We start from the raw sequence: 25,797 nt of genomic DNA, 5'->3' as shown, positions 1-25,797 counted from the left end.
AGCCCCCACACGAACAGGGCAACCGCCTCGCAACGCGTTGAAAATGCTCGCACGCAGCATTGCGGAAAGCCGCACACTCGTCCACGCGCCGAAGGCAACCGCCACGCCGGACGGGCCATGACCGCCCGGCAAAACGGAAGGTGCCGCGCTCAGGCGTGATCGGCGCATTCCGGCGCGGTGGATTCGCCGGCTTCCAGCTTGTCCAAGAAATCCACCGCGCGGCGCAGGTGCGGGATCACGATCGAGCCGCCCACCACCAGACCCACGCTGAACACCTCGAAGAACTCGTCGCGCTGCACGCCGGCGTCCTTGCACTGGGCCACGTGGTAGCTGATGCAGTCGTCGCAGCGCAGCACCAGCGAGGCGACCAGGCCCAGCATCTCCTTGGTCTTCACGTCCAGCGCACCGGCCTTGTAGGTCTGCGTGTCCAGCGCGAAGAAGCGCCGCACGACCTGGTTGTCCTCGGCCAGGATGCGCTCGTTCATGCGCTGGCGGAACGCGGTGAACTCGGCCAGACGGTCGCTCATGCGGCTTGCCCCAGCAGTTCGGCCAGCTTGCCGCTGCGGTCGGCGGCGACCAGGTCGTCGTAGCCGCCCACGTGCCGGTCGTTGATGAAGATCTGCGGCACCGTGCGGCGACCGCCGCTGCGCGCCAGCATCGCATCGCGCTGCACCGGATCGGTATCGATGCGCACCTCGGTCCACTCCAGCCCCTTGGACTTGAGCAGGTTCTTGGCCGCCACGCAGTACGGGCACACCGCAGTGGAATAGACCTCGATCTTCGACATCACGACACTCCGCAACTTGGTAGAGACACTCCAGATGGGGGCGCGCGCCGCCGGCTCAAGCGGAACCGACGCGGCGAGCCACGGTCACAATGCTATTGTCATCCACCTTATGAACATGGCACCACAACGACTCGTCCCGCGCCTGCTGACCGCCCTGACCTGCGCCGGACTGGCCTGCGCCGCCGGCGCCCGGCAGGACGTGCGCCTGCCCGACCTGGGCAGTTCGGCGAACGCGCTGATCTCGCCGCAGGAGGCGCAGAACTACGGCGCCTCCATGCTGCGCCAGATGCGTGCGCTGGACATGGTGGTGGACGACCCGCTGCTGGACGACTACATCAACGATCTCGGCTACCGGCTGGTCGCCAGCAGCGACAAGCCGAAGGAACACTTCGCGTTCTTCATCGTCAAGGATCCGGAAATCAATGCGTTCGCTGCTCCAGGCGGCTACATCGCAGTGAACGCCGGGCTGATGACGATCACCCGTGACGAAAGCGAGCTGGCCGGCGTGCTCGCCCACGAAATCGGCCACATCACCCAGAACCACCTGCAGCGCGCATTCGAGGATTCCAAGAAGGACGCGCCGCTGATGGCGCTGGTACTGCTCGGTGCGATCGCCGCCGGCGCCGGCAGCAAGAGTGGCGACGCACCGATGGCGGTGCTGGCCGGCGGCCAGGGCCTGATTGCACAGAAGTCGATCAACTTCACCCGCAAGGACGAAGTCGAGGCCGACCGCGTCGGCATCCAGACGCTGGCCCGGGCCGGCTTCGACCCGAACGCGATGGCCGGCTTCTTCCAGCGCATGCAGGACGCCATGAGCGCCGGCGCCGGCGGCGAGGACGTACCCGCCCTGCTGCAGACGCACCCGGTGACCACCATGCGTATCAGCGATGCCAAGGCGCGCGCCGGCGCGCTGATCGCCGCACAGAAGCTGCGCCCGGCCGGCACCGCCATGGACAGGCAGCAGTGGGAAAAAAGCACTGCGCCGATCGCCTTCGTGAAGGATCCCTCCCTGCTGGTCGCCGCACGGGGAAGCGGCGGCCTGGACAGCTACGCGCTGATGCGCGAGCGCGTGCGCGTGCTGGCCGGCGACGCCACCAAGCTGGCCACCTTCTACAGCGCCAGCCTGCACGACCGGCAGGACTTCGACAGCCCCGCGAACCGCTACGGCTATGCGCTGGCGCTCACCCGCAGCGGTCGCGGCGCCGCGGCGATCGAACAGTTGCAGCCGTTGCTGCAATCCCACCCCGAAAGCCTGATCCTGAAGCTGGCGCTGGCCGACGCCCGCCTGCAGGCCGGACAGCGCGCCGCGGCGCTGGCGGTGTACGCCGGACTCAACACGCAGTCCCCGCGCAACCGTGCCGTCGCGCTCGCCTACGCCAAGGCGCTCACCGCCGGCGGCGACCAGCAGCAGGCCCGCCTCGCCGCCGACCTGCTGCGGCCGCTGCTGGACAACGCCAGCGAACCGCAAATCTACGACGCCTACGCCCGCGCCAGCGACAAGGCCGGCGACGGCGTGCGCGCCGGCGAGGCGTTTGCCGATGCCAGCTATTATTCCGGCCGCCCGTACGACGCCATGGAGCAGCTCAAGCGGCTGCTCAAGCGCGACGACCTGGACTACTACGCGCGCGTGCGCATCCAGGCGCGCATCGCCGAACTGACTCCGCTGGTGCTGGAATTGCACAAGCGCAAGATCAAGACCGAGGACAGCCCGGGCGACGGCTCCCGGCAATAGGCCTGCCCGTGTCATCGACACGTAACATGGATCGGCTGCAATATGCCCGTCACAAGCCAAGGCGGACCACGGCGTGCACAAACGCATCCTGATCGTTGAAGACGAGGCCTCGATCCGCGAAATGATCGCCTTTGCCCTGCGCAAGGCCGGCATGGACGCGGTGCAGGCCGCCGATGCCCGTGCCGCCCAGCTGGCGCTGGCCGAACAGGTGCCCGACCTGATCCTGCTCGACTGGATGCTGCCGGGCATGAGCGGCCTGGAACTGGCCCGGCGCCTGCGCAAGGAAGAGCTGAGCCGCGAGGTCCCGATCATCATGCTCACCGCCCGCGGCGAGGAAATGGACCGCGTCAACGGCCTCGAGGCCGGCGTCGACGACTACGTGGTGAAACCCTTTTCCACCCGCGAACTGGTCGCCCGGATCAAGGCTGTGCTGCGGCGCAGCCAGGGCGACGACGGCTCCGGCGTGGTCGAGCTGGGCGGCCTGCGCATCGACGGTCCCGCCCACCGGGTGTTCGCCGGCGACGAGCCGGTATCGATCGGGCCCACCGAATACCGCCTGCTGTACTTCTTCATGACCCACCCCGAGCGCGTCTACTCGCGCACGCAGCTGCTCGATCACGTCTGGGGCGGCAGCGTGTACGTCGAAGAGCGTACCGTCGACGTGCACATCCGCCGCCTGCGCAAGACACTGGAGCCGTGGAAGCTGGACGAACTGGTGCAGACCGTGCGCGGCAGCGGCTACCGTTTCTCGACCAGCGTCTGAGCCGGCGGCGAGCTTGCGGTATGCGCGGCTTTTGCCGATGCTGGCTCGTCTTCCACGCTCCGGCGCCAGCATGACCCCGCCCACCCCGCCTTCCTGGAAACTGTCCACGGCGCTCGCCGCGGCACTGGGCGCCGGCGCCGTGCTGGGCTGGCTCGTCGGCGGGCATGCGGCCGCGGGCATCGCCCTGGTCGCCGTGGCCGAAGTCGTCTTGCTGCTGACCCGAATCCGTCATCAAGCGCGGGCGATGATGGCCGCACCGACGGCCGCCAGCCCTCTCCAGCATGACCGTTTCATGACGCGCTCCCGCCGCATCGCCTCCTCCCTGCGCGACTTGCGCAACGCCGCCGGCCAGTTGCCCGACGCGGTGGTCCTGCTCGACCAGCAACAGAACATCCGCTGGTTCAACCACGCCGCCGAAAGCCTGCTCGGGCTGCATCGCCCGGACGATCGCGGCGCCTCGCTGCAGCAGCAACTGGCCGGCTCGGAGCTGGCCGGCTGGCTGCGCGACGGCGCGCGCGAGCCGCTCACCGACGCCGTCGCCCCCGGCCGGGCGGACGGCCGGCTCAACGTCAGCCTGCTGCCGTTCGGCGATCACGAACAGTTGCTGCTGGCACACGACATCAGCCACCTGAGCCGACTCGAACAGGTGCGCCGCGACTTCGTGGCGAACGTGTCGCACGAGTTGCGCACGCCGCTGACGGTGATCCACGGCTACCTCGAACTGCTCGACCCGGAAGACGTGCCTGAACTGGCCCCGGTGCTGGGCGAGATGCGCACGCAATCGAAACGCATGGGCCAGATCGTGGAAGACCTGCTGACCCTGTCGCGGCTGGAAACCCAGCACGAAGTGGCCGACGAACGCGTGCCGATGGCGGCGCTGCTGGCCACCGTGCGCAAGGAGGCCGAGGCGCTCAGCCAGGGCCGCCACCGCATCGTGCTGGAATCCACCGCCGAGGCGGACCTGCTCGGCTCGCCGAAGGATCTGCACAGCGCGCTGTCGAACCTGGCCAGCAACGCAGTGCGCTACACCCCGGCCGGCGGCAGCATCACCATCCGCTGGCAGCGTGTGGCCGACGGCGCGGTGTACTCGGTCACCGATACCGGCTTCGGCATCCCCGCCTCGCACCTGGCCCGGCTCACCGAACGCTTCTACCGGGTCTCCTCCAGCCGCTCGCGCGAAAGCGGCGGCACCGGTCTGGGCCTGTCGATCGTCAAGCACGTGCTGAACCTGCACCAGGCGCAACTGAAGATCGAAAGCGCGCCGGGCATCGGCTCCACTTTTTCCTGCCATTTCGGTTCGGCCCGGCTGCTCGTTCCCGGCGGCGGCGACGAAAGCTGAGCGCCGGCCGGGCTTCCGCGGAGGCCCCGGGCAGGCTGCGGTGCCATGGCGGCGCGGCATGCAATGGCACGAGCCATGCGCCAGAATGCGGCATGGCCCAAGCTTCCCCCACTTCGCCCGACGCCACCGACCTGACCACGCCCGGCCTCTATCTCAGCCGCGAGCTGGCCGCACTGGAGTTCAACTTCCGCGTGCTGGCGATGGCCCGCGACGCCACCGTGCCGCTGCTGGAACGGCTGCGCTACCTGAGCATCGTGGCCAGCAACCTCGACGAATTCTTCGAGGTGCGGGTGGCGATGCTCAAGCACCACCACACCTACGGTTCGGCCGCGCCGGGGCCGGACGGCATTCCCTCCGGCGAGCTGCTGGCGCGCATCCGCAGCCGCGTGCTGGACCTGGTCGCCGAGCAGTACGCCGCCTGGCAGGAGCAGATCGGCCCGCAGCTCGACGCCGAACGGATCCACATCCTCACCCGCAAGCAGTGGAGCCCGCGCCAGCACCGCTGGCTGCGCGGCTATTTCGAGCACGAGGTGCTGCCGGTGCTGTCGCCGCTGGGACTGGACCCGGCGCACCCGTTCCCGCGCATCCTCAACAAGACGCTGAACATCGCGGTGGTGCTGCGCGGGCGCGACGCGTTCGGCCACGAAGGCCACATGGCGCTGGTGCGCGCGCCGCGTTCGCTGCCGCGGATCATCCGCATACCGGCCGAGGTCAGCGGCCCCGGCGAGCACTTCGTGTTCCTCGCCGAACTGCTGCAGGCCTTCGTCGACCTGATGTTCCCCGGCCTCAAGGTGGTCGGTTCGTACCAGTTTCGGGTCACCCGCAACAGCGAGCTGATCGTCGAGGAGGCCGAAGTGGAGAACCTCGCCCTCGCGCTCAGCGAGGAGCTGGCCGGGCGCGGCTACGCGCGGCCGGTGCGGCTGGAGATCGCCAACGATTGCCCGCAGGCGATCACCGCGATGCTGACCCACAATTTCCAGTTGGACGACGCCGACGTGTACCGCTGCGACGGCCCGGTCAACATCATTCGCGCCGGCCTGATCTACGACTGGCTGGATCGCCCGGAGCTGAAGTTCCCGCGCTTCACGCCGCAGTTGCCGCCGGCGCTGGAAAGCGGCCGCAACAAGTTCGACCTGATCGGCCAGCACGACGTGCTGCTGCATCACCCGTACCAGAGCTTCAGCGCGGTGATCGACCTGCTGCGTCAGGCCACCGCCGACCCGCAGGTGCTGGCGATCAAGCAGACCCTGTACCGTGCCGGCGAAGACACCCCGCTGGTCGACCTGCTGGTGGAGGCCGCGCGCAACGGCAAGGACGTCACCGTGGTGATCGAGCTGCGCGCACGCTTCGACGAGGAGGCCAACATCCGCCTCGCCACGCGGCTGCAGGAGGCCGGCGTGCAGGTGGTATACGGCGTGGTCGGCTACAAGACCCACGCCAAGATGATGCTGATCGTGCGCCGCGAGGGCGAGGCGCTGCGCCGCTACGTGCACCTGTCCACCGGCAACTACCACCAGGCCAACAGCCGCATGTACACCGACATCGGCCTGATGACGGCGGACCCGGAGATCGGCGAGGACATGCACAAGGTGTTCCAGCAGCTGTCCGGGCTGGGGCCGATCATCGAGCTGAAGCGGTTGCTGCATTCGCCGTTCACGCTGTACCCGAGCGTGCTGGCCAAGATCGAGCGCGAGACCGCGCACGCGCAGGCCGGCCGGCCCGCGCGCATCGTGGCCAAGCTCAACGCGCTGAACGAGGCGCGCGTGATCGCGGCGTTGTACCGCGCCTCACAGGCCGGGGTGGAGATCGACCTGATCGTGCGCGGCGCCTGCACGCTGCGACCCGGCCTGCCCGGCGTCTCCGAGCGCATCCGCGTGCGCTCGATCGTGGGACGCTTCCTCGAGCACAGCCGGGTGTACTGGTTCGCCAACGACGGCAACCCGGAAATCTACTGCGCCAGCGCCGACTGGATGGAGCGCAACCTGATGCGGCGGATCGAGGTGGCGTTCCCGATCCTCGACCCCGAGCTGGCCGCACGCGTGTTCGAGGAGACCCTGGCCAACGGCCTGGCAGACAACACCCAAGCATGGCTGCTTGACGGCGACGGCCGCTACGTGCGTGCCGAGCCCGGCGACCTCCCGCCGTACAGCGCCCAGCAGGGCCTGCTCGAGCGCTACTGCAAGTGAGCCGGGCGATCCGCATGGGCCGCCGTTTTCGCCATGCCGCGCATGCATGCGAGAATTCGCGCTTCGCCGTCGCCGGAGCCCGGGCGTGAGTCCAGCCGAACAGACACCGATCCGCGATGGCGAACTGATCGCCGCCGTGGACATGGGCTCGAACAGCTTCCATCTGGTGGTGGCGCGCATGGAGCACGGCGAGCCGCGCGTGATCGACCGCCTGCGCGACACCGTGCGCATGGCCGCCGGGCTGCGCGCCGACGGCACCCTGGATGCCGAACGGCGCGCCCGCGCGCTGGCCTGCCTGGCCCGCTTCGGCCAGCGCATCGCCGGCCTGCCGTCGATGCGGGTGCGCGCGGTGGCCACCAACACGGTGCGCCGGCTGGCTTCGCCGCAGACCTTCCTGACCGCCGCCGAAGCCGCGCTGGGCCATCCGATCGAGGTGGTTTCCGGGCGCGAGGAAGGCCGCCTGATCTTCCTCGGCGCCGCACACGATCTGCCCGCCTCGCGCGAGCCGCGGCTGGTGATGGACGTGGGCGGCGGCAGCACCGAGTTCATCATCGGCCGCGGACTGGCGCCGCTGCATACCGAAAGCGTGCAAGCCGGCTGCATCGCCTCGACCCTGCGTTTCTTCCCGGGCGGCAAGATCAACCGCAAGCGCTGGCAGCGCGCACGCAGCGAAATCGGCGTGCTGCTGCAGCAGTTCGCCGAGGATTACCGCGAATCGGGCTGGCAGGACGCCTACGGCTCCTCCGGCACCGCCAAGTCGATCGGCTCGGTGGTGCAGGCGATGAAGTTCTCCGACGACGGCATCACCCCGGGCTCGCTCGCCGCGCTGGCCGACGCGCTGATCGAGCACGGCCAAATCGGCACGCTCAAGCTGCCCGGCCTGGTCGACGAGCGCGCGCCGGTGCTCGCCGGTGGCGTGGTGATCTTCGAGGCGGCCTTCGCCGCGCTCGGCATCGAGCGGCTGCGCGTATGCGAAAGCTCGATGCGCGAGGGCCTGCTGTGGGACCTGCTCGGCCGCGCCGGCGGCAGCGACCCGCGCACCGCCAGCATCGACGCGCTGGCCACCCGCTACGGTGTCGACCGCGCCCAGGCACGGCGGGTGGAATCCACCGCACTGATGCTGTTCGACCAGGTCGCGCGCGCATGGAAACTGGACGCCGACGCCCGCGAATGGCTGTCGTGGGCGTCGCGCGTGCACGAGATCGGCCTGGCCATCGCGCACAGCCAGCACCACCACCACGGCGCGTACATCCTGCGCCACGCCGACCTGGCCGGCTTCTCGCGGCAGGAGCAGCAGCTGCTGGCCGCAGTGGTCGAGATGCACCGGCGCAAGCCGGACAAGTCGGTGGTCGCCGCGCTGCCGCAGCGCTACCGCCAGTTGGCTCGCCAGACCACCGCACTGCTGCGCCTGGCCGTGCTGTTCCGCCGCGCCCGCCGGGCCGAGTCGCTGCCGCAGATGAAACTCGCCGCCACCAGCAAGTCGCTACGGCTGACCCTGCCGTTGGCCTGGTTCGAGCAACACCCGCTCAGCGAAGCCGACCTGCAGCAGGAGCAGGCACCGATGGTCGAGCTCGGCATCAAGCTGGACATCTCCAGCAGCTGAGCGCGCCGACAAGCCCGCTTGCGTCGCAGCCGCGTATCATGCCCGGACGCCCAGACCATCCCGATGCCCATGTTGAAATCCCTGCTTGCCACACTGCTCCTGACCCTTCCGCCAGCGCTGGCGGCGCAATCGGCCAAGCCGGCGCCGACCACCGTCGCCGCGCCAGCAGCGCAGGTCGTGCTGCGTACCACGCAGGGCGACATCACGCTGGAGCTGTACCCGGACAAGGCGCCGAAGAGCGTGGCCAACTTCCTGCAGTACGTGCGCGACGGCTTCTACGACGGCACCCTGCTGCACCGGGCCATCCCCGGCTACCTGGTGCAGGGCGGCCTGTACACCCGCGACCTGCAGCCGAAGCGCACGCGCTCGGCGATCGCCAGCGAGGCGGACAACGGCCTGTCCAATCTGCGCGGCACCGTCGCCGTCGCCCGCGGCGCCGACCCGAACTCCGGCACCGCGCAGTTCTTCTTCAACCTGGTCGACAACCGCCGGCTGGACTTCGCCGGCACCCAGAGCGGACTGACCTGGGGCTACACCGTGTTCGGCAAGGTCATCAAGGGCATGGACGTGGTCGACAAGATCGCCGCCCTGCCCACCCGCCCGCTCGGCCCGTTCGCCGGCGACGTACCGAACCCGCTGGTGCTGATCGAAAGCGCCCACGTGGTCGGCGAGGAAACCCCGCCCGCCGCCAGCGCGGCCGCGCCGGCCACGGCCGCCTCCGCGGCCGCCGCGCCGGAGGCCGCCAAATCGGGCCGGAAAGCCGCCAAACCCGCCGGCAAAGGCTGACGCCGGCATGGCCACCCTGTTCATCGCCGACCTGCACCTGGATGCTTCCCGCCCGCAGATCACCGCGTTGTTCGAACGCTACCTGGCCGGCAGCGAAGTTCGCCACGCCGACGCGCTGTACATCCTCGGCGACCTGGTCGAAGCCTGGATCGGCGACGACGACGACGCCGAACTGCCCGCGCGCATCGCCACTGCCACCCGCGCCGTGCGCGACGCCGGCGTGCCGGTGTACTTCATGGCCGGCAACCGCGACTTCCTGCTCGGCCCCGCGTTCGCCGCACACGCCGGCCTGAGCCTGCTCGATGACGGCACCGTGCACGACATCCAGGGTCGGCGCACCCTGCTGATGCACGGCGACGTGCTGTGCACCGACGACCTCGCCTACCAGGCCGTGCGCCGGCAGGTGCGTACGCCCGCATGGCAGGCGCAGATCCTGGCAATGCCGCTGCCGGCACGCCGCGCATTCGCCGCCAAGGCGCGCGAGGACAGCAAGGCGCATACCGGCAGCACGATGGAAAGCATCATGGACGTCAACGGAGCGGCCGTGGCCGAGGCCATGCGCAAGGCGCAGGTGACCCGGTTGATCCACGGCCACACGCACCGGCCTGCCGTGCACGACTTCCGGCTCGATGGCGCGGCGGCACAACGAATCGTGCTGGGCGACTGGTACGAGCACGGCTCGGTGCTGCGGGTGGATGCGACCGGGGTCGAACTGCGCGGGCTGGCGGTGGCATGAGCCGCATCGCGCCGGCATCTACCCGCGACCGCGCCACCCGGACAAGGTGAGCTGATGTCCGGCCTCCTCGGCGATACGGCGGCTCGTGACTACTCGCGCAAGTTGCGCTTGTTCAACGCCTTCGCCGAGCCCGAGCTGCGCCAAGCCATCGCCAGCCTGGGCCTGGATCCGGGTGCCAGCGTGCTCGACGCGGGGTGCGGCACCGGCGAGGTACTGCGCTGGTTCGCCGATGCGGTAGGCCCTGACGGTACCGTGATCGGCATCGATCTGGCGACAGCACACGCCACTGCCGCCCGTGCGTGCGCTCCCGCCCAGGCCCTCGTACTGCAGGCGGATCTGCTGCATGCACCGCTGCGCGCCGGCAGCTTCGACCGGGTCTGGTGCATGAACACGATCAACCACCTGCGTGACCCGGTCGCCGGCACGCAGTTGCTCGCCTCCCTGCTGCGACCCGCCGGTCGCATCGCGCTGTGCCAAAGCTCCCTGCTGCCGGACATGTACTTCGCCTGGGACGCGCGGCTCGAGCGCCTGGTCAACGAGGCGGTGCGCCAGTACTACCGCGACCGCTACGGCGTCAGCGAACGCGACCTGGCGGCAGTCCGGTCCCTGGTCGGCGTGCTGCGCCGGGCGCAGCTGCGCAACGTCAGAGCGCACACGTTCGCGATCGAACGCGTATTCCCCCTGGGATCGGCGGACGAGGCCTATCTCGCCGAGGCCATCTTCCGCGACAGCTGGGGAGCACGGTTGCAGCCGTACCTGTCAAGCGACGACTACGACGAACTCACGCGTCTTTGCGATCCGCAGCACCCGCAGTTCGCCCTGCGTCGGGCGGACTTCCATTTTCTGCAGACTTTCACGGTAGTGAGCGGGGAACCGTGAGGTTGAGTGGCAAGCGGCGGGTAAATCGTCTGCACACAGCCTTCTTCCGGCGGATGCGCAAAATGTCCCGTGCAGGCTCGACTTTGATGGACGACGCGGCGTGGCGTGCGGGATTGTGAATCCCATCCATGGGATTCACGCTTCCGCGCTGCGCGCTCCGGGGCCGACCTTCGGTCGTCCAAATTCGTTCCGGACGAATTTGTCGAACCGTAAGGGTTCGTCCACCACCGCTCTCCGTCAGATACGCAAAACGCCCCTTGCGGGGCGCCCTTCGCTCGACTCCACGTTGACGTGTCGTGAGGGATTGTGAACCCCATTCGTGGGGTTCACCCCTGCGCGCTGCGCGCTCCGGGGCCGACCTTCGGTCGCCCAAATTCGTTCCGGACGAATTTGTCGAACCGGAGGGCTCGTCCACCACCGTCTCTCCGCCAGATACGCAAAACGCCCCTTGCGGGGCGCCCTTCGCTCGACTCCACGTTGACGTGTCGTGAGGGATTGTGAACCCGATCCATGGGGTTCACCCCTGCGCGCTGCGCGCTCCGGGGCCGACCTTCGGTCGTCCAAATTCGTTCCGGACGAATTTGTCGAACCGTAAGGGTTCGTCCACCACCGCTCTCCGCCAGATACGCAAAACGCCCCTTGCGGGGCGCCCTTCGCTCGACTCCACGTTGACGTGTCGTGAGGGATTGTGAACCCCGTCCATGGGGTTCACCCTTCCGCGCTGCGCGCTCCAGGGCCAGCCTGCGGCTGTCCGAATTCGTTCCAGACGAATTTGTCGAACCGGAGGGCTCGTCCACCACCGTCTCTCCGCCAGATACGCAAAACGCCCCTTGCGGGGCGCCCTTCGCTCGACTCCACGTTGACGTGTCGTGAGGGATTGTGAACCCCATCCATGGGGTTCACCCCTGCGCGCTGCGCGCTCCGGGGCCGACCTTCGGTCGTCCAAATTCGTTCCGGACGAATTTGTCGAACCGTAAGGGTTCGTCCACCACCTCTCTCCGCCAGATACGCAAAACGCCCCTTGCGGGGCGCTTTGCGTATCTGGCGGAGAGAGAGGGATTCGAACCCTCGATAAGGCTTTTGACCCTATACTCCCTTAGCAGGGGAGCCCCTTCGGCCACTCGGGCATCTCTCCGGGGTTTTCTTCGCATCGCTGCGGAGCCGGCAAGGATACCGACCGACGCGGTCGAGGTAAAGCCTCGATTCACACGATCAATGCTCGGCGGACTCGTCGGGAGTACTGCCGGTGTCGTGTTCGCCCTTGATCCGCTGGTAGATTTCTTCGCGATGGACGGCCACGGTTTTCGGTGCATTGATGCCGATGCGCACCTGATTGCCTTTCACGCCAAGAACGGTAACGGTCACCTCGTCACCGATCATCAGGGTTTCACCGACCCTGCGGGTCAGAATCAACATGATTGCTACTCCATGATGCTGTTGGTCACAGGCCTGCAGATTAACGGTGCCTCACCCCTGAGCGCCCGCCTTCCCGCAGTTCGACGATTGATCCGCCGAAGGCCCTACCGCCTTCCCGGCTCACAGCCAAAACACTCCTGAGCGTCCTGACTGGCAACACCACCGTTACCGATGGCGTCGACACTTGGTCGATAGTAACTGAGCCCGATTCACCTGTGCAATGCACCGGCACCGTGGTGGACGGTGCATTCAGGTTGCCCGCGCGCCAGCTACTGGGCCGCCACCCAATTCGGCAGCGCAGCAAGGATGGCGGGCAGGTTCGGCGCGTCGGTTCCGCCGCCCTGGGCCATGTCCGGCCGGCCGCCGCCCTTGCCGTCGATCTGCGTGGCGACGTGGGCCACCACGTTGCCGGCCTTGACCCGTTCGAGCGCCTTGCCGTGCACGCCGGCGATCAGCGAAACGCGGCCATCGGCGGCGCCGGCCAGCAGCACCACGCAGTCACCCAGTTGTTGCTTCAGGCGGTCCACGCTGTCACGCAGCGACTTCACGTCCAGCCCTTCCAGCCGGGCGGCGGCCACCTTGATCCCGCCGACGTCCTTCGCCGCGCGTGCCAGGTCGGCCGTGGCCGAACCTGCCGTCTTGCTGCGCAGCGACTCCAGTTCGCGCTCAAGTTTCTTCTGGCGGTCGAACAGCTGGTGCAGCTTTTCCACCGCATCGTCGCCGCTGCTGGAAAGCAGATGCGACAGCTCACCCAGGCGGCGTTCCTCGTCGGCCACCCAGGCCAGCGCGCCGGCGCCGGTAACCGCCTCGATGCGGCGTACGCCGGAGGCCACGCCGGCTTCGCCGACGATCTTGAACAGGCCGATGTCGCCGGTACGCGCCACGTGGGTGCCGCCGCACAATTCGGTGGAGAAATCGCCCATCCTCAGCACGCGCACTTCGTCGCCGTACTTCTCGCCGAACAACGCCATGGCGCCGAACGCGATGGCGTCGTCGTAGGCCATGTGATGCACCTCGGCCTCGGCGTTGCGGCGCACCTCGGCGTTCACCAATGCCTCGACCTGGGCCAGCTCCTCGCGGCTCATCGGCTTGTGATGGGCGAAATCGAAGCGCAGGCGGTCGGGCGCCACCAGCGAACCCTTCTGCGTCACGTGGGTACCCAGCACCGTGCGCAACGCGGCGTGCAGCAAGTGGGTGGCCGAATGATTGAGCACGATGGCCTGGCGGCGCGCAGCGTCGACCTGCGCATCCAGCATGTCGCCAGCCTTCAGTGGCTGGGTTCCGTGCCAGGTGCCGGCGTGGCCGAAGAACACGCCGCCCATCTTCAGCGTGTCGTCGACCTCGAAACGGCCGGCAGTACCGGACAACATGCCGGTGTCGCCGACCTGGCCGCCGGACTCGGCGTAGAACGGCGTGCGGTCGAGGATCACGTTGCCCTGTTCGCCTTGGGCGAGCTGCTTCACCTCGCGGCCATCGTGCACGATGCCCAGCACCTTGCAGCCCTGCGCCGCCAGCGCCTCGTAACCGAGGAAGGCGGTGGGTGCGAGCTGGCTGGCGAGTTCCGCCGGCATCTGGCCCCTGGCCCCGAACTTGCCCGCGGCACGGGCGCGCTCGCGCTGTTCGTTCATGGCCTGCTCGAAGCCGGCCATGTCCACTTCCAGCCCGCGCTCACGCGCGATGTCGGCAGTGAGGTCGACCGGAAAACCGTAGGTGTCGTAAAGACGGAACGCATCGGCACCGGGAATGGTTTTCCCCGACTTCGCCGCCACCTCGTCGAACAGGTGCATGCCGTGCTCCAGCGTCTCGCCGAAGCGATGCTCCTCGGTGCGCAACGCATCCTCGACGAACGCCTGCTTCGCCGGCAACTCGGGATAGGCCTGGCCCATTTCCTCGACCAGCGGCTGTACCATTTTCCAGAAGAAATCACCGCGCACGCCGAGCATCCAGCCATGGCGCAAGGCGCGGCGGATGATCCGGCGCAGCACGTAGCCGCGGCCTTCGTTCGACGGCAGCACGCCGTCGACGATCAGGAACGAACAGGCACGGATGTGGTCGGCGATCACGCGCAGCGACTTGTTGGCAAGGTCCTGCGTGCCGGTGAGTTCGCCGGCGACGCGGATCAGGTGCGCGAACAGGTCGATCTCGTAGTTCGAATGCTTGTGCTGCAGCACCGCGGCGAGGCGCTCCAGGCCCATGCCGGTATCCACGCACGGCGCCGGCAGCGGGCTCAGCGTGCCGTCGGGCGCGCGGTCGAACTGCATGAACACCAGGTTCCAGATCTCGATGTAGCGGTCGCCGTCCTCGTCCGGCGAACCGGGCGGACCGCCGGCCACGCCGGGGCCGTGGTCGTAGAAGATCTCGGTGCACGGGCCGCACGGGCCGGTATCGGCCATCTGCCAGAAATTGTCCGACGCGTAGGGTGCGCCCTTGTTGTCGCCGATGCGCACGATGCGTTCGGCCGGCACGCCCACTTCCTCGTGCCAGATGCCGTAGGCCTCGTCGTCGGTGTGATAGACCGTGACCCAGAGCTTGTCCGCCGGAAGCTTGAACACCTGGGTCAGCAGTTCCCAGGCCCAGATGATCGCGTCGCGCTTGAAGTAGTCGCCGAACGACCAGTTGCCCAGCATCTCGAAGAAGGTGTGGTGGCGCGCGGTATAGCCCACGGCGTCGAGGTCGTTGTGCTTGCCGCCGGCGCGCAGGCAGCGCTGCACGTCGGCTGCGCGCACGTAGGACAGTTTCTCGCTGCCCAGGAACACGTTCTTGAATGGCACCATGCCCGAGTTGGTGAACAGCAGGGTCGGGTCGCTGGCCGGCACCAGCGAGCTGGACGGCACGATGGTGTGGCCCTTGGAGCGGAAGTAGTCGAGGAAGGCAGAGCGGATGTCGGAGGTTTTCATGCAGATCAAACGTGGCAGGCGATAAAGGCCACGCCGCGGCCAGGCCGATCGACCCGTCAACCCGCCATCTTCGGAGGGCGGATTTCAGGAAATATCGTCGGCTTCGTCCACATCGGCGTGGGTAACACTTCGTACTGTGGCGGCGGCAAAGCCGCGGCGCAAGAGGAATTGCGCCCGGCGGGTGCGTTCGGCCGGGTCATTCGTGCCCGCGCCGCCATAGCGGCGGCGCAACTGGGCGGTGGCCGAAGCGGCCCAGTCGACCTCGGCTTCGTCCAGCAATTCGCGAATGCGCGCGTCGGCCAGGCCGTGGCTTTTCAGCTCCATGCGCAGGCGCTGCGGACCGTAACCCTGGGCGATCCGGCTGCGCAGCAGCACCTCGGCGAAGCGGTCGTCGTCCTGGTAATGCTGCTTGCCCAGCCGGTCCAGCGCGGCCGTGGCCTCGTCCCCCTCGTAGCCGCCCTGGCGCAGCTTGGTCTTCAGCTCCTTGCGCGAATGCTCGCGGCGCGCCAGCAGGCCCAGCGCCTTGTCATAGGCGCTGCGCTTCGGCTTGCCCGGATCGTCCGCGCCGGCGCGGCGTTTCATGGCTGCACAAACGGACATGGCCCGGGCGAGCCGGGCCATGTCTTCCGTGAGGAACCGTCAGCGGGCACGGCTCACGCTTCCTCGAGTGCCTCTTCCGCGGCGGCGGCCGGCTTGCCGACCGGCACCAGCAGACGCTCGCGCAGCTGCTTGTCGATCTCGTTGGCGATCGCCGGGTTGTCGCGCAGGAACTGGCGCACGTTCTCCTTGCCCTGGCCGATGCGGTCGCCGTTGTAGCTGTACCAGGCGCCTGACTTGTCGATCAGGTTCTGCGCCACGCCCAGCTCGATGATCTCGCCCTCGCGCGAGGTGCCCTCGCCGTACAGGATCTCGAACTCGCACTGGCGGAACGGCGGCGCCACCTTGTTCTTGACCACCTTGACGCGGGTTTCCGAGCCGATGATCTCGTCGCCCTTCTTCACCGCGCCGATGCGGCGGATGTCCAGGCGCACCGAGGCGTAGAACTTCAGCGCGTTGCCGCCGGTGGTGGTCTCGGGGCTGCCGAACATCACGCCGATCTTCATGCGGATCTGGTTGATGAAGATCACCAGGCAGCCGGATTTCTTGATGTTGGCGGTGAGCTTGCGCAGCGCCTGGCTCATCAGGCGGGCATGCAGGCCGACGTGGGAGTCGCCCATCTCGCCCTCGATTTCCGCCTTCGGGGTCAGCGCGGCGACCGAGTCGACCACCACCATGTCCACCGCTCCGGAACGCACCAGCATGTCGGCGATTTCCAGCGCCTGCTCACCGGTGTCCGGCTGCGAGACCAGCAGGTCGTCGACCTTGACGCCGAGCTTCTCGGCATAGCTGGGGTCGAGCGCGTGCTCGGCGTCGATGAAGGCGGCGGTGCCGCCGGCACGCTGGCAGCTGGCGATCGCCTGCAGGGTCATGGTGGTCTTGCCGGACGACTCCGGCCCGTAGATCTCGACCACGCGACCGCGCGGCAGGCCGCCGACGCCGAGCGCGATGTCCAACCCCAGCGAACCGGTGGAAATCGTCTCGACCGGTTCGTTGACGCGGTCGCCCATGCGCATCACGGCGCCTTTGCCGAACTGTTTTTCGATCTGGCCGAGGGCGGAGGTGAGCGCCTTGCGCTTGTTGTCATCCATCGTCTTGTGTTCCGGTTGGGCTGTGATTGGGTGGCATGATGCCCGGATCGAATCTCACCGGCTGCGATCAGGCTGGTGCGACCACGGAGGATCGACGCTGGCGGCCAGTATCCCACACCGGTCAAGCCGGTCTGGCGGCTGACCGCGCGTCACTCCGTCAGCGTTTTGCGCAAGCCGGTGAGCGCCGCCGCCACGGTCTGCCGGCGCACCGCCTCGCGGTCGCCCTGGAAGTGGAACAGCTGCGCGTGACCGTAGCCGCCGCGACGTTTCCAGCCGATCCACACCGTGCCGACCGGCTTGTCCGGAGTGCCGCCGGACGGCCCGGCGATGCCGGTCACCGCCACCGCCACGCCGGCGCCGAAACGGGCCAGCGCGCCGGACACCATCTCCAGCACGGTTTCCTCGCTGACCGCGCCGGTGTGCTCCAGCGTACGTGGATTGACCCCGAGCAGCGCTTCCTTGGCCTCGTAGCTGTAGGTCACCACGCCGGCGTCGAACCAGGCCGAGCTACCCGGCAGGTCGGTGAGCGTCTTGGCGATCCAACCGCCACTGCAGGATTCGGCCGTCACCAGCATCAGCCGGCAGCGCTGTACCTCGCTGGCCACCTCGGCGGCCAGCGCCAGCAACTCGGCATCGTTAGGAACGGACGACGACTCCATGCGAGACTCCCGGACTTGAACGAAACTTTGCGCCACGCGCAGAGGCACCGTTCTACCTGTTCCGCGCGACCACGCCAAGACTTGCATTGCATGAGCCCAGACGATCTCACCAAGCACACCCCGTTCATGCGCCAGTACCTGTCGGCCAAGGCCGCGCACCCGGACGTGCTGCTGTTCTTCCGCATGGGCGATTTCTACGAGCTGTTCTACGACGACGCGCGCAAGGCAGCGCGACTGCTCGACATCACCCTGACCCAGCGCGGGCAATCCGGCGGTGCGCCGATCCCGATGGCCGGCGTGCCGTACCACGCGGCGGAGAACTACCTGGCGCGGCTGGTGCGCCTCGGCGAATCAGTGGCGATCTGCGAGCAGATGGGCGATCCGGCGCTGGCCAAGGGCATCGTCGAGCGCAAGGTGGTGCGCATCGTCACCCCCGGCACGGTGACCGACGCCGCACTGCTGGAGGAACGCCGCGACAACCTGCTGCTGGCGATCGCTGCCGGCGCGCACGGCGACTACGGGCTGGCCTGGGTCGACCTCAGCAGCGGACGCTTCCTGCTCAGCGAAGTGCCGAATGCCGAGGCGCTGGCCGCCGAACTGGCGCGGCTGCAGCCGGCCGAGACGCTGGTCCAGGAAGACGTGGCCTGGCCGAAGCTGGTCAGTGCCCTGCCCGGCCTGCGCAAGCGGCCGCCATGGCATTTCGACGGCGACGCCGCCGCGCGCGAGCTGAACCGCTTCTTCGGCACCCGCGACCTCGGCGGCTTCGGCGCGGACAAGCTGCCGCTGGCGGTCGCTGCCGCCGGCTGCCTGCTCGGCTACGTCGAGGAAACCCAGAAGAGCGCGCTGCCGCACCTCACCGGCATGGCGGTGGAAAGCGCCAGCGAAACCATTGCGCTGGACGCCGCCACTCGCCGCAACCTGGAGCTGGACATCCACCCCAGCGGGCGCATCGAACACACCCTGCTCGGCGTGCTCGACGAGACGGTGACGCCGATGGGTGCGCGAGCGTTGCGTCGCTGGCTGACCCGGCCGCTGCGCTCACGCGAACTGCTGCGCCAGCGCCATCAGGCGATCGGCACGCTGATCGACAGCCATCGGCACGAAACGCTGCGCGAAACGCTGCGCGGCATCGGCGACCTGGAGCGCATCCTCGCCCGCGTGGCGCTGCGTTCGGCGCGTCCGCGCGATCTCTCCACCCTGCGCGACGGCTTGGCCGCGGCACCGAGGTTGCGCGAACACATCGCCACGCTGGACAGCCCGCTACTGCATGCCCTGGTCGAACGCATCGGCGACCACGCGGAAACCGCCGCCCTGCTCGCCCACGCCATCGTGGCGCAGCCGCCGGTGCTGCAGCGCGACGGCGGCGTGATCGCCGACGGCTACGACGCCGAACTCGACGAACTGCGCCGGCTGTCCACCCACGCCGACCAGTTCCTGGTCGAGCTGGAGGAACGCGAGAAGGCCGCCAGCGGCATCACCACGCTGAAGGTCGGCTACAACCGCGTGCACGGCTACTACATCGAGATCACCAAGGCGCAGTCGGACAAGGCGCCCACGCATTACACGCGCCGGCAGACCACAAAGAACGCCGAGCGCTATGTCACCGAGGAACTGAAAACGTTCGAGGACAAGGTGCTGTCGGCGAAGGAACGCTCGCTGATGCGCGAACGGGCGCTGTACGAGGCGCTGCTCGACAAGCTCATCGAGAACCTCGAACCGCTGAAAACCGCCGCCGCCGCGATGGCCGAGCTGGACGTGCTGGCCACCCTGGCCGAGCGCGCCGAGGCACTGGACTGGAGTGCACCGCAGCTCACCGACGAACCCGGCATCGCGATCGAGCGCGGCCGCCACCCGGTAGTCGAGAAAGTCCGCGACGAGCCGTTCGAGCCGAACGACCTGAAGCTCGACGACACCCGCCGCATGCTGGTGATCACCGGCCCGAACATGGGCGGCAAGTCCACCTACATGCGCCAGAACGCGCTGATCGTGCTGCTCGCGCACATCGGCAGCTACGTGCCGGCGGCGCGCGCGGTGATCGGCCCGATCGACCGCATCTTCACCCGCATCGGCGCCGGCGACGATCTTTCGCGTGGCCAGTCCACCTTCATGGTGGAAATGAGCGAGACGGCGAACATCCTGCACAACGCCACCGCCGACAGCCTGGTGCTGATGGACGAGGTCGGCCGCGGCACCAGCACCTACGACGGCCTGGCGCTGGCCCGCGCCGCCGCCGTGCACCTGGCGCGGCACAGCCGCGCCTATACGCTGTTCGCCACCCACTACTTCGAGCTGACCGAACTGGCCGGCGAGATTTCCACCATCGCCAACGTGCACCTGGACGCGGTGGAGTACGGCGAACAACTGGTGTTCATGCACGCGGTGAAGGACGGTCCGGCGAACCGCAGCTTCGGCCTGCAGGTGGCCGCGCTGGCCGGCCTGCCGAAGTCGGTGATCGCCGACGCCAAACGCACCCTGACCGAGCTCGAACGCGGCATGCACCGGCACGCCGGTACGCCCGCGCCGGCCGCCGAATCCTCGCCGCAGCTGGGACTGTTCGCTCCGGCCCAACCTTCCGCCGCCGAACGCGCGCTGGAACAGCTCGACCCGGATGCGCTTAGCCCGCGCGAAGCGCTAGAAGCCCTGTACCGCCTGAAACAGCTGAGCTGACCGCTCCGGCGGGCAACGTCGCCCGCCGCCGCCACCTTGCGCTCACGCTTCATCGGCCATGCTGGCTCGCCGGGCCCGGCAGGTGACCGCTCGACCCATAGCCGGGAGCTATCGCCTACATCGGAACATTCGAATTCCATTGATCGCCGTGCCGGCGCAGATTGACCGAACGCCCAAGTCCCCCACAGGAGCCCACCATGAGCCAGGACCGCAAGACCCTGACCACCGATGCCGGTGCACCGCTGGCCGACAACCAGAACAGCCTCACCGCCGGCCCGCGCGGCCCGCTGCTGGTGCAGGACGTGGCGCTGTTCGAGAAGCACGCGCACTTCAACCGCGAGCGCATCCCCGAACGCGTGGTGCATGCCAAGGCCTCGGCCGCGTTCGGCACGCTCACCATCACCCACGACATCACGAAGTACACCCGCGCCGAGGTGTTCAAGCCGGTCACGGTCACGCCGATGCTGGCGCGCTTCTCCACCGTGGCCGGCGAGCGCGGCGCGGCGGATGCCGAGCGCGACGTACGCGGCTTCGCATTGAAGTTCTACACCGGGGAAGGCAACTGGGATCTGGTCGGCAACAACACGCCGGTGTTCTTCATCCGTGACCCGTACAAGTTCCCCGACTTCATCCACACCCAGAAGCGCGACCCGCGTACGAACATGCGCAACGCCACCGCGATGTGGGACTACTGGTCGCTGTCGCCCGAGTCGCTGCACCAGGTCACCACGCTGATGAGCGACCGCGGCATCCCTGCCACGCTGCGCCACATGCACGGCTTCGGCAGCCACACCTACAGCTTCTGGAACGAGGCCGGCGAGCGTTACTGGGTGAAGTTCCACTTCAAGACCCGGCAAGGCATCAAGAACCTCACCAACGCCGAAGCGGCGACGCTGATCGGCAACGACCGCGAATCGCACCAGCGCGACCTGTACGAGGCGATCGAACGCAAGGATTTCCCGCGGTGGACGCTGTACGTGCAAATCATGCCCGAAGCCGATGCCGGAAGGACCTGGTACAACCCGTTCGACCTGACCAAGGTATGGCCGCACAAGGATTACCCGCTGATCGAGGTCGGCGTGATGGAGTTGAACCGCAACCCGGACAACTACTTCGCCCAGGTCGAACAGTCCAGCTTCTCGCCGGCCAACGTGGTGCCCGGCATCGGCTTCTCGCCGGACAAGGTGCTGCAGTTCCGCCTGTTCGCCTACGCCGACGCCGCGCGCTACCGGCTCGGCGCGAACCACGACCAGTTGCCGGTGAACCAGCCGCGCTGCCCGGTGCACAACTATGCCCGCGACGGCTCGATGCGCTACGGCGACAACGGCGGCGGCCGCGTGAACTACGAGCCGAACTCGTTCGGTGGCCCGGTCGAGGACCCGTCGATGAAGGAACCGCCGCTGCGGATCTCCGGCGACGCCGACCGCTACGACCATCGCGCCGGCAACGACGATTACCGGCAACCCGGCGATCTGTTCCGGCTGATGAGCGAGCAGCAGCAACAGCAGCTGTTCGACAACATCGCCGCGGCGATGCAGGGCGTGCCGGAGGAAATCATCCGTCGCCAACTCGGCCACTTCGCCAAGGCCGATCCGGCCTACGCGGCGGGCGTGGCCAGGGCACTGGGCATGACACTCTGAGGCAGGCGCTCAGCCGATGCCGTGAACCACCTGCAGCGGGGCTGCGCCAGCCAGGTGCGGCGTGGCTTCCGCGTCGGGCATCGCGATGTCGGGAATGTCGGCCAGCTCGTCGGCCGGCAGTTCCGCGACCAGTGCCGGCAATGCATCGACAGCCACCGGCGCCGACGGCTGCCGGCCGTCCAGGCGCCCGCAACGTACCAGCTGGCCGATGCGCAGGTAGACCTCGTCGCGGTCGAAGGGCTTCTGCATGAAATCGTCAGCGCCGAAGCGCTGCACGTAGAACTGCTCGGTCGCCTGCGGATTGCCGCTGATCATCACGATCGGGATGTCACGAGTCAGCGGGTCGTGGCGCAGCGCGCGCAACACCGCAAAGCCGTTCATGCCCGGCATCACGATGTCCAGGAAGATTAGCGCCGGCCGTTCGTTGCGGGCCAGCTCGATCGCCTCCTTGCCGTCGGTGGCCTTGAGCACCGCGTAGCCGTCCTGGCGCAGCATCTTGCCGAGCACGGCGCAGATCGTGGGCGAGTCGTCCACCACCAGCATGCGCGTGCCCAGCGCGGCCTGCGGCTCCACGCGCTGCTCGACGGCGCCGCGGCTGCCCAGCAGGCGCTTGAAGAAGCCGAGGCCGTTCATCAGTGCGTGTCCGTCCATGCAAACCTCCCGATTTTGTGAGATGGCGGTGCCAACCCGTGGAGTTGCATGGATATTCCCGCAGATTTGACCGACATTCTGCGATGCACTGCTCAGCGCAAGTCTCTAAGCCGTCGCAATTCGCGCCGCGCCTGCTTGTCCGGGCGCTTCGGCGGGCCGCCCGCGCCGATCAGCCGGTGCTGCTCGCGGGCGACTTCACGCGCCGCGCGACTGGCCTCGGTCTCGACATACAACGCCTGCGCCACGCTGGCCGGACCGCGCCGGTCGGACAACGCCACGACCTCGACTTCCAGCCGCTCCTCGCCACGGCCGATCTTCAGCCGGTCGCCGGCACGCAGGGTCTTCGCCGGCTTGCAGGCGGCGCCGTTGACGTCGATGCGCCCGCCGACGATCGCCTGCTTGGCGAGGCTGCGCGTCTTGAAGAAACGCGCGGCCCACAGCCACACGTCGGCGCGCACGTCGGTCATCGGTGGGGTGGGTGGTTGGCTCATCGCGCGGATTATCGCGCGATCGCGGACAGTTCAGGCCTGTTCGGCGGGCGGCACGACCATGTCGTGCGGGTCCGGCATCGCGATGTCCGGAATGGCGGCATGCTCGGCCGCGCTGGGTTCGGGCTCCGCCGGAATCCGTTCTGTTTCCGACCGCTGGCGCACCACCAGGCGCCCGCTGCGCGTGAGGTTGTCGATGCGCGCGAACACCTCGCTGCGGCCGAACGGCTTCTTCATGAAATCGTCGGCGCCGAAACGCTGCACGTAGAACTGCTCGGTCGCCTGCAGGTTGCCGCTGATCATCACGATCGGGATGTCGCGGGTCATCAGGTCGTGGCGCAACGCACGCAGTACGACGAAGCCGCTCATGCCGGGCATCACGATGTCGAGGAAGATCAGGTCGGGGCGTTCCGTGCGCGCGATCTCCAGCGCGCTCTCGCCATCGGCCGCCTTCAGCACCACGTGGTGGTTCTGCGCCAGCATCTTGCCGAGTACCGCGCGGATGGTGGGCGAGTCGTCCACCACCAGGATGCAGGCTTCCTTCGGCTCGCCGCTGCGCGGCGTCGCGCGACGTTCGCCGTGCTCGCCGAACATGCGCTTGATCAGATCGAAACCTGCCATGACACGAGCTCCCCCAGCCCATGAGACTGCGCGCTAGTCTCGACGCAGCGCGGGCCGGAAGCAAGCCGCGCGCTACGCCCCCAGCAGCCAGTTGCCCAGCGGGACGGTGAGCAGCGACAGCACGATGCCGGCGCCCAGCACGGTGTTGGCCAGCGCCGGCTCCAGGCCGTACTCGTCGGCCAGGATCGTCGCCGACACCATCGGCGCCATCGCCGCCTGCAGCACGCCGACGGTCAGCACCAGCCCGTCGACCCCGGCGGCCGCGCCTACCACCCAGCACAGCAGCGGCGCCAGCAACAGCTTCCAGCCCAAGCCCCAGCCGGTCGCGCCGAGCTGCCGCTGGCCCGGATGGAACCTGAACTGCAGGCCGACCGAGAACAGCGCCAGCGGCGTCAGCGTGGCGCCGATCGGCGCGAACACGCCATTCAACAGCTCGGGCCAGCCGCCGCACAGGCCGGCGATGACGCCCGCCACCAGCGCGATGAAGGCCGGAAAGGTGACGATGCGCCGGACGATCAGGCGCGGCTGCAGCGTGCGCCCGGAATAGACCGAAGCCACCACGATGCCGGCCGAGGCCAGCACCGGAAACGCGCCGATCTGGTCGGCCACCACCGCCAGCGCCAGGCCCGCCTTGCCGTGCAAGGCCTCGATCATCGGGTAGCCCATGTACGCCGTATTGCCCAGCCCGCACACCAGTATCAGCGCGCCGGTGCGCTGCCGCGACCAGCCCAGCCGCGGCCCGAGCAGGCCGAACAGCAGCCACGCGCCGCCGAAGGTGAGCCACATCGCCGCCACCGGAAACCACAGCTGCGGATCGAACTTCACCTTCGGGATCAGTTCCAGCACCAGCGCCGGCAGCGCCACATTGAGCACCCACCAGTTGATGCCCGGCACGATCCCCGCTGGCGGCTTCGCGTAGCGCGCCACCAGAGTGCCGAGGATCAGGCAGACGAACAGCAGCAGCATCGCGCTCATGCGTGGGCACCACGGGAAAGTCGGCCATTATAGGGACCGCCTGCCGCACGCCGGCGACCGGCGGACGCAGCCGCCACGCCCTTTCGGGGATAATCCGCGGCCTGCCCTGCCTGCGGACACCTCGCCACTCCATGAACGACCCGCTGCACCTCGCCCACGGACTGGCCGGCGACCACACACCGCCGGACTGGCCGCCGCTGACCGCCGGCGAGGTCGCCACGCTGCTGCGCGGCTATCCGGCACCCGGTGCGCCGCGCCGCATCGACTGGCACAGCCCGCGCCCACTGTCGGCGGCATGCCTGGTCGAGACCGAGCACGCCACCGTGTTCGTCAAGCGCCACCACCGCAGCGTGCGCTCGGTCGCCACGCTCACCGAGGAACATCGCTTCATCGCGCACCTGCGCGAACGCGACATGCCGATCCCGGGCGTGCTGCGCGATGCGCAAGGACGGACTGCCGTGGCGCTCGGCGACTGGGTCTACGAAGTGCACGAACGTGCCGCCGGCATCGACCTGTATCGCGAGGCGATCTCGTGGGAGCCGTTGTCGAACCTCGAACACGCCCGCACCGCCGGCCGCATGCTGGCCACGCTGCACGACGCCGCCGCGGACTACCGCGCGCCCCAGCGCGATGCCCACATCCTGGTTGCGCGCAGCGAGCTGATCGCTGCGCCCGATCCCGTCGCCGCGCTGCGCGCGCAGTTACCGCAGCGCCCGGGCCTGGACGATTACCTGCGCGAGCGCGACTGGCCACATGACTTCGCCGAACTGCTCGCCCCATGGCACGCTGCCGCCCAGCCACGACTGGCGCAGCAGCCGCGGCTGTGGACCCACGGCGACTGGCACGTCTCCAACCTGTGCTGGAGCAGCGGCGGCAGCGACGCGCGGATCAGCGCCGTGCTCGACTTCGGCCTCGCCGCCGCCAATTTCGCGCTGTTCGACCTGGCCACCGCGATCGAGCGCAACGCGATCGCCTGGTTAGCACTCGACACCGGACGCGACGCCGCCCACCCGGACGTCGCCCTTGCGCTGATCGACGGCTATCGCCGGCAGCGCCCGCTGGATGCGACCGACCTGGACTTGCTGGCGGACCTGCTACCGCTGGTGCACGTGGAATTCGCGCTGTCCGAGGTCGAGTATTACCACGCCATCACGCATTCGCGCGCGAACGCCGACGTCGCCTACGACACCTTCCTGCGCGGCCACGCGGCATGGTTCGGCACACCATCGGGGCAGGCCCTGCTGCAGGCCATCCGCGAGCACGCCTGACCCTCCCCGGCCATTC

The 25,797-nt window shown here is 68.5% G+C and carries 22 protein-coding genes and 1 tRNA gene; 11 read left to right on the top strand and 12 right to left on the bottom strand.

The genetic code is table 11. The features are described from left to right. Nucleotides 1-149 precede the first annotated feature (149 nt). Entirely contained in the window at nucleotides 150-527 is a 378-nt protein-coding gene (locus R5H19_RS11915; protein WP_318159221.1) for a carboxymuconolactone decarboxylase family protein, read from the bottom strand. After that, nucleotides 524-787 (bottom strand): glutaredoxin 3, encoded by a 264-nt coding sequence (gene grxC, locus R5H19_RS11910; RefSeq protein WP_318159220.1) that lies wholly within the window; start codon nucleotides 785-787, stop codon nucleotides 524-526. Before grxC ends, R5H19_RS11915 begins: the two co-directional genes overlap by 4 nt. A gap of 109 nt (nucleotides 788-896) precedes the next feature. On the opposite strand from grxC, the gene R5H19_RS11905 reads away from it, so the two are divergent. The 8 genes from R5H19_RS11905 to R5H19_RS11870 all read left to right on the top strand — a co-directional run bounded on the left by R5H19_RS11905 (nucleotide 897) and on the right by R5H19_RS11870 (nucleotide 10,811). Further along, a complete protein-coding gene (locus R5H19_RS11905; RefSeq protein WP_318159219.1) occupies nucleotides 897-2,519 on the top strand; it encodes a M48 family metalloprotease in 1,623 nt (540 codons plus the stop codon). 73 nt (nucleotides 2,520-2,592) lie between these two features. After that, complete coding sequence (phoB, locus tag R5H19_RS11900) at nucleotides 2,593-3,282, top strand: phosphate regulon transcriptional regulator PhoB (protein ID WP_318159218.1); 690 nt, start codon at nucleotides 2,593-2,595, stop codon at nucleotides 3,280-3,282. A gap of 70 nt (nucleotides 3,283-3,352) precedes the next feature. Beyond that, a complete protein-coding gene (gene phoR, locus R5H19_RS11895; protein WP_318159217.1) occupies nucleotides 3,353-4,621 on the top strand; it encodes a phosphate regulon sensor histidine kinase PhoR in 1,269 nt (422 codons plus the stop codon). Nucleotides 4,622-4,713: 92 nt separating this feature from the next. Then, nucleotides 4,714-6,807, top strand: coding sequence for a polyphosphate kinase 1 (gene ppk1, locus R5H19_RS11890; protein ID WP_318159216.1), 2,094 nt, complete (start codon nucleotides 4,714-4,716; stop codon nucleotides 6,805-6,807). A gap of 85 nt (nucleotides 6,808-6,892) precedes the next feature. Beyond that, entirely contained in the window at nucleotides 6,893-8,410 is a 1,518-nt protein-coding gene (locus R5H19_RS11885; protein ID WP_318159215.1) for a Ppx/GppA phosphatase family protein, read from the top strand. 69 nt (nucleotides 8,411-8,479) lie between these two features. Then, nucleotides 8,480-9,196 carry a peptidylprolyl isomerase gene (locus R5H19_RS11880; RefSeq protein ID WP_318159214.1) on the top strand — a complete coding sequence of 239 codons (717 nt, stop codon included), beginning with the start codon at nucleotides 8,480-8,482 and terminating at the stop codon, nucleotides 9,194-9,196. Between the two features lie 7 nt (nucleotides 9,197-9,203). Continuing rightward, the gene (locus R5H19_RS11875; protein WP_318159213.1) at nucleotides 9,204-9,932 is read left to right on the top strand and encodes a UDP-2,3-diacylglucosamine diphosphatase; all 729 of its coding nucleotides are present in this window, start codon (nucleotides 9,204-9,206) and stop codon (nucleotides 9,930-9,932) included. A 54-nt stretch (nucleotides 9,933-9,986) separates the two neighbouring features. Next, nucleotides 9,987-10,811, top strand: coding sequence for a methyltransferase domain-containing protein (locus tag R5H19_RS11870; RefSeq protein WP_318159212.1), 825 nt, complete (start codon nucleotides 9,987-9,989; stop codon nucleotides 10,809-10,811). A gap of 1,042 nt (nucleotides 10,812-11,853) precedes the next feature. Here the strand turns inward: R5H19_RS11870 and R5H19_RS11865 are convergent. From R5H19_RS11865 to R5H19_RS11840, 6 genes are all read right to left on the bottom strand, one after another. Beyond that, a tRNA-Ser gene (locus R5H19_RS11865) sits at nucleotides 11,854-11,946 on the bottom strand. A 77-nt stretch (nucleotides 11,947-12,023) separates the two neighbouring features. Then, the gene (csrA, locus tag R5H19_RS11860; protein WP_318159211.1) at nucleotides 12,024-12,227 is read right to left on the bottom strand and encodes a carbon storage regulator CsrA; all 204 of its coding nucleotides are present in this window, start codon (nucleotides 12,225-12,227) and stop codon (nucleotides 12,024-12,026) included. Nucleotides 12,228-12,496: 269 nt separating this feature from the next. Then, the gene (alaS, locus tag R5H19_RS11855; RefSeq protein WP_318159210.1) at nucleotides 12,497-15,124 is read right to left on the bottom strand and encodes an alanine--tRNA ligase; all 2,628 of its coding nucleotides are present in this window, start codon (nucleotides 15,122-15,124) and stop codon (nucleotides 12,497-12,499) included. A gap of 84 nt (nucleotides 15,125-15,208) precedes the next feature. Continuing rightward, a complete protein-coding gene (locus R5H19_RS11850) occupies nucleotides 15,209-15,745 on the bottom strand; it encodes a regulatory protein RecX (RefSeq protein ID WP_318159209.1) in 537 nt (178 codons plus the stop codon). 32 nt (nucleotides 15,746-15,777) lie between these two features. After that, nucleotides 15,778-16,812 (bottom strand): recombinase RecA, encoded by a 1,035-nt coding sequence (gene recA, locus R5H19_RS11845; protein ID WP_318159208.1) that lies wholly within the window; start codon nucleotides 16,810-16,812, stop codon nucleotides 15,778-15,780. Nucleotides 16,813-16,961: 149 nt separating this feature from the next. Further along, nucleotides 16,962-17,471: a CinA family protein gene (locus R5H19_RS11840; protein ID WP_318159207.1), complete on the bottom strand. Its 510-nt coding sequence runs from the start codon at nucleotides 17,469-17,471 to the stop codon at nucleotides 16,962-16,964. A gap of 90 nt (nucleotides 17,472-17,561) precedes the next feature. On the opposite strand from R5H19_RS11840, the gene mutS reads away from it, so the two are divergent. Together mutS and R5H19_RS11830 are read left to right on the top strand one after the other, a co-directional pair. Beyond that, nucleotides 17,562-20,138 carry a DNA mismatch repair protein MutS gene (gene mutS / locus R5H19_RS11835; protein ID WP_318159206.1) on the top strand — a complete coding sequence of 859 codons (2,577 nt, stop codon included), beginning with the start codon at nucleotides 17,562-17,564 and terminating at the stop codon, nucleotides 20,136-20,138. Between the two features lie 197 nt (nucleotides 20,139-20,335). Continuing rightward, nucleotides 20,336-21,778, top strand: coding sequence for a catalase (locus R5H19_RS11830; protein WP_318159205.1), 1,443 nt, complete (start codon nucleotides 20,336-20,338; stop codon nucleotides 21,776-21,778). 9 nt (nucleotides 21,779-21,787) lie between these two features. Here R5H19_RS11830 and R5H19_RS11825 read toward each other — a convergent pair whose 3' ends face one another. The 4 genes from R5H19_RS11825 to R5H19_RS11810 form a co-directional block, all read right to left on the bottom strand. After that, nucleotides 21,788-22,429, bottom strand: coding sequence for a response regulator (locus R5H19_RS11825; RefSeq protein WP_318159204.1), 642 nt, complete (start codon nucleotides 22,427-22,429; stop codon nucleotides 21,788-21,790). 92 nt (nucleotides 22,430-22,521) lie between these two features. Next, nucleotides 22,522-22,920 carry an RNA-binding S4 domain-containing protein gene (locus tag R5H19_RS11820; protein ID WP_318159203.1) on the bottom strand — a complete coding sequence of 133 codons (399 nt, stop codon included), beginning with the start codon at nucleotides 22,918-22,920 and terminating at the stop codon, nucleotides 22,522-22,524. A gap of 30 nt (nucleotides 22,921-22,950) precedes the next feature. Continuing rightward, nucleotides 22,951-23,538 (bottom strand): response regulator, encoded by a 588-nt coding sequence (locus R5H19_RS11815; protein WP_318159202.1) that lies wholly within the window; start codon nucleotides 23,536-23,538, stop codon nucleotides 22,951-22,953. 72 nt (nucleotides 23,539-23,610) lie between these two features. After that, entirely contained in the window at nucleotides 23,611-24,504 is an 894-nt protein-coding gene (locus R5H19_RS11810) for an AEC family transporter (RefSeq protein WP_318159533.1), read from the bottom strand. Between the two features lie 140 nt (nucleotides 24,505-24,644). On the opposite strand from R5H19_RS11810, the gene R5H19_RS11805 reads away from it, so the two are divergent. Next, nucleotides 24,645-25,781 carry a phosphotransferase gene (locus R5H19_RS11805; RefSeq protein ID WP_318159201.1) on the top strand — a complete coding sequence of 379 codons (1,137 nt, stop codon included), beginning with the start codon at nucleotides 24,645-24,647 and terminating at the stop codon, nucleotides 25,779-25,781. The last annotated feature ends 16 nt before the right edge of the window (nucleotides 25,782-25,797 follow it).

Origin of the sequence: Rhodanobacter sp. KK11 (assembly GCF_033345435.1) — a bacterium.
GTDB lineage: Bacteria > Pseudomonadota > Gammaproteobacteria > Xanthomonadales > Rhodanobacteraceae > Rhodanobacter.
This window is presented reverse-complemented; position numbering and strand designations above follow the sequence as displayed.

Bases quoted from the DNA above. Each gene is read 5' to 3' on its own strand.
- R5H19_RS11815 (WP_318159202.1), bottom strand. From the start codon at position 23,538: ATGGCAGGTTTCGATCTGATCAAGCGCATGTTCGGCGAGCACGGCGAA.
- ppk1 (WP_318159216.1), top strand. From the start codon at position 4,714: ATGGCCCAAGCTTCCCCCACTTCGCCCGACGCCACCGACCTGACCACG.
- recA (WP_318159208.1), bottom strand. From the start codon at position 16,812: ATGGATGACAACAAGCGCAAGGCGCTCACCTCCGCCCTCGGCCAGATC.
- R5H19_RS11905 (WP_318159219.1), top strand. From the start codon at position 897: ATGAACATGGCACCACAACGACTCGTCCCGCGCCTGCTGACCGCCCTG.
- csrA (WP_318159211.1), bottom strand. From the start codon at position 12,227: ATGTTGATTCTGACCCGCAGGGTCGGTGAAACCCTGATGATCGGTGAC.
- R5H19_RS11915 (WP_318159221.1), bottom strand. From the start codon at position 527: ATGAGCGACCGTCTGGCCGAGTTCACCGCGTTCCGCCAGCGCATGAAC.
- R5H19_RS11830 (WP_318159205.1), top strand. From the start codon at position 20,336: ATGAGCCAGGACCGCAAGACCCTGACCACCGATGCCGGTGCACCGCTG.
- grxC (WP_318159220.1), bottom strand. From the start codon at position 787: ATGTCGAAGATCGAGGTCTATTCCACTGCGGTGTGCCCGTACTGCGTG.
- R5H19_RS11870 (WP_318159212.1), top strand. From the start codon at position 9,987: ATGTCCGGCCTCCTCGGCGATACGGCGGCTCGTGACTACTCGCGCAAG.
- R5H19_RS11875 (WP_318159213.1), top strand. From the start codon at position 9,204: ATGGCCACCCTGTTCATCGCCGACCTGCACCTGGATGCTTCCCGCCCG.
- R5H19_RS11805 (WP_318159201.1), top strand. From the start codon at position 24,645: ATGAACGACCCGCTGCACCTCGCCCACGGACTGGCCGGCGACCACACA.
- R5H19_RS11825 (WP_318159204.1), bottom strand. From the start codon at position 22,429: ATGGACGGACACGCACTGATGAACGGCCTCGGCTTCTTCAAGCGCCTG.
- R5H19_RS11850 (WP_318159209.1), bottom strand. From the start codon at position 15,745: ATGGCCCGGCTCGCCCGGGCCATGTCCGTTTGTGCAGCCATGAAACGC.
- phoR (WP_318159217.1), top strand. From the start codon at position 3,353: ATGACCCCGCCCACCCCGCCTTCCTGGAAACTGTCCACGGCGCTCGCC.
- R5H19_RS11880 (WP_318159214.1), top strand. From the start codon at position 8,480: ATGTTGAAATCCCTGCTTGCCACACTGCTCCTGACCCTTCCGCCAGCG.
- mutS (WP_318159206.1), top strand. From the start codon at position 17,562: ATGAGCCCAGACGATCTCACCAAGCACACCCCGTTCATGCGCCAGTAC.
- R5H19_RS11810 (WP_318159533.1), bottom strand. From the start codon at position 24,504: ATGCTGCTGCTGTTCGTCTGCCTGATCCTCGGCACTCTGGTGGCGCGC.
- R5H19_RS11840 (WP_318159207.1), bottom strand. From the start codon at position 17,471: ATGGAGTCGTCGTCCGTTCCTAACGATGCCGAGTTGCTGGCGCTGGCC.
- alaS (WP_318159210.1), bottom strand. From the start codon at position 15,124: ATGAAAACCTCCGACATCCGCTCTGCCTTCCTCGACTACTTCCGCTCC.
- R5H19_RS11820 (WP_318159203.1), bottom strand. From the start codon at position 22,920: ATGAGCCAACCACCCACCCCACCGATGACCGACGTGCGCGCCGACGTG.